This is a genomic window from Erythrobacter epiphyticus (genome assembly GCF_034653295.1).
Taxonomy (GTDB): domain Bacteria; phylum Pseudomonadota; class Alphaproteobacteria; order Sphingomonadales; family Sphingomonadaceae; genus Erythrobacter.
Genome location: NZ_JAYEEU010000043.1, coordinates 1 through 2,495, shown reverse-complemented (window position 1 = coordinate 2,495; position 2,495 = coordinate 1). Strand labels below are relative to the sequence as shown.

General features: G+C 66.0%; 3 protein-coding genes. All 3 read left to right on the top strand.

The genetic code is table 11. The features are described from left to right. Positions 1-101: 101 nt before the first annotated feature. The 3 genes from tnpA to tnpC are packed head-to-tail and all read left to right on the top strand — an operon-like array spanning position 102 to position 2,480. Positions 102-557 (top strand): IS66-like element accessory protein TnpA, encoded by a 456-nt coding sequence (gene tnpA / locus SOQ14_RS14425; RefSeq protein WP_322898802.1) that lies wholly within the window; start codon positions 102-104, stop codon positions 555-557. Then, a complete protein-coding gene (gene tnpB, locus SOQ14_RS14420) occupies positions 554-910 on the top strand; it encodes an IS66 family insertion sequence element accessory protein TnpB (RefSeq protein WP_322898801.1) in 357 nt (118 codons plus the stop codon). The genes tnpA and tnpB overlap by 4 nt, the downstream gene beginning before the upstream one ends. A 31-nt stretch (positions 911-941) precedes the next feature. Continuing rightward, the gene (gene tnpC / locus SOQ14_RS14415) at positions 942-2,480 is read left to right on the top strand and encodes an IS66 family transposase (RefSeq protein WP_322898800.1); all 1,539 of its coding nucleotides are present in this window, start codon (positions 942-944) and stop codon (positions 2,478-2,480) included. The last annotated feature ends 15 nt before the right edge of the window (positions 2,481-2,495 follow it).

Here is a 2,495-nt window from a genome sequence, read left to right as displayed (position 1 = left end):
CAACAAACAWGCTTTACGGTAAGCGCTGTCCTGAGCCCACCTTGCGCGGGTGACGCGGACCGCGGAGTGTCCGCGCCCTGATTGTAGAGGGCGCTGATGCTATGACGATGTCATGTGATGATGCTGGTATCAGCGGTGTGCGTCGCTTCGAGGTTTTCACCGGTGTCGGCAAGCGTCGGGACTGGCCGCCGGAGGTGAAGGCCTCGATCGTCGCGGAGAGCTATTCGGGCACGGAGAGTGTGAGCGCGGTGGCGCGCCGCCATGGCATGTCGGTATCCCAGCTCTTCACTTGGCGCCGCCTGCTGCGCAAGGAGATGGAGGAGCGCGGTATCGCGCTGCCAGTCGCACCTCGCGCGGCACCTATGTTCGTGCCGGCGGTCCTCGAGGAGCAAGAGCCATCGCCGCCGCCTGTGGCGGGCAAGCGGGCATCGCAACGCAGAAGCTCCAGAGCCAGCGCGATCGAGTTGGAGCTAGGCGACGCGCTGGTCAGGATCGGCAGCGCCGCTGATGCGGATACGATCACCGCGGTCATCACTGCTCTTCGAGCATCACGATGATTGGCCCGGCACCCGGCGCGAAGGTGATGGTGGCGACGCGCCCCGTGGATTTTCGGAAGGGAGCGGACTCTCTCGCCGCGCTTGTGGCGGCCGAGTATGGCGGCAAGCCCTATTCGGGTGTGATCTATGTGTTCCGCGCCAAGCGTGCCGACCGGATCAAGCTCATCTGGTGGGACGGAACAGGTCTTTGCCTGATGGCCAAGAGGCTGGAGCAAGGCACCTTCCGATGGCCCCGGATCCAGGAAGGCGTGATGCGTCTGACCGCTGCCCAACTGGGTGCTTTGCTCGAGGGTCTGGACTGGCGCCGCGTGCATGGCGGACGCCGTCCGATCGCGCCCCAGCTTGCCGCTTGACGGGGTGCGTGCGGACTGATTCAACCTACACATGCTGATGGAAGCGGACCTTCCCGATGACGTTGACGCGCTGCGCGCGCTCGTCCTCGAACAGGCCCGCGCATTGGCCGATCTCACAGATGCCAAGGGCAAGGCCGATGCCCGGATCGAGCGCCTGCAGGCGATCATCGAAGCGTTCCAGCGGCACCGGTTTGGCCGCAAGTCCGAGCAGCTCGATCCCGATCAGTTCGAGCTGGCGCTGGAAGATATCGAGACCGCGCTGGGCAGCGCGCAGGCCGCGCGTGATGCCGCGCTGCCCAAGGCCAAGGGCGAACGTCCGCGCAAGACCAACCGCGGTGCGTTGCCCGCCCATCTCGAGCGGATCGAGCAGGTCGTCGATGTCGAGGATAAAGCCTGCCCGTGCTGCGCCGGCGCGCTCCACCAGATCGGCGAGGATGTCGCCGAACGCCTCGATGTCGTTCCCACCACCTTCCGCGTGCTGGTCACCCGCCGCCCGCGCTATGGCTGCCGCTCGTGCGAGAGCGCGGTCGTGCAGGCTCCGGCACCGGCACGGATCGTCGAAGGCGGCATTCCCACCGAGGCACTGATCGCGCAGGTGCTGGTATCCAAGTATGCCGATCACCTGCCGCTCTACCGGCAAGCTCAGATCTATGCCCGGCAGGGCATCCAACTGGATCGCTCCACCCTTGCCGACTGGGTCGGACGCGCGGCCTGGTATCTGCGCCCCTTGCGCGATCACATCCTCGAGCGATTGCGACGATCCGAGCGGCTGTTCGCCGACGAGACCACCGCACCCGTGCTCGAGCCGGGACGCAGGAAGACCAAGACCGGTCAGATCTGGACCTATGCCTGCGATGACCGACCTTGGGGCGGCAGTGACCCGCCGATGGTGGCCTATGTCTACGCTGCTGATCGCAAGACCGAGCGACCCGAAGCGCATCTCCATGGCTTTGCAGGCATCCTGCAGGTCGACGGCTATGGCGCCTATGCGGCGCTTGCCCGGCGTCACCAGCAGATCCGCCTCGCGTTCTGCTGGGCGCACGTGCGCCGCAAGTTCTACGAGCTTGCCGAGAGCTCGCCAGTGGCCGCCGACGTGCTGCGCCACGTTGCTTCCCTCTACGCCATTGAGGACGAGATCCGCGGCCTATCTGCTGACGAGCGTCGCCGCGTCCGTGACCAGCGCAGCCGGCCGATCATCGACGACCTGCACAAGTTCCTCGAAGCCCGCGGCCGGCAGGTCAGCGCCAAGGCCAAGCTCGGCGAAGCGATCAGCTACGCCCTCAAACGCTGGGATGGCCTGACGCGCTTCCTCGACGATGGACGCATCGATCTCGACAACAACGCCGTTGAGCGCGCCATCCGTCCGCTCGCCTTGGGCCGCAAGAACGCCCTGTTCGCCGGCTCCGACGAGGGTGGCGACAACTGGGCGGTGATCGCCACGCTCATCGAAAACTGCAAGCTCACCGGCATCAACCCACACACATGGCTGGCCGCGACGCTCACCAGGCTCGCCAATGGCCACCCCGCATCGCGGATAGACGAGCTCACCCCACACGCTCATGTGGCCTGAGAACACCGCTTACGC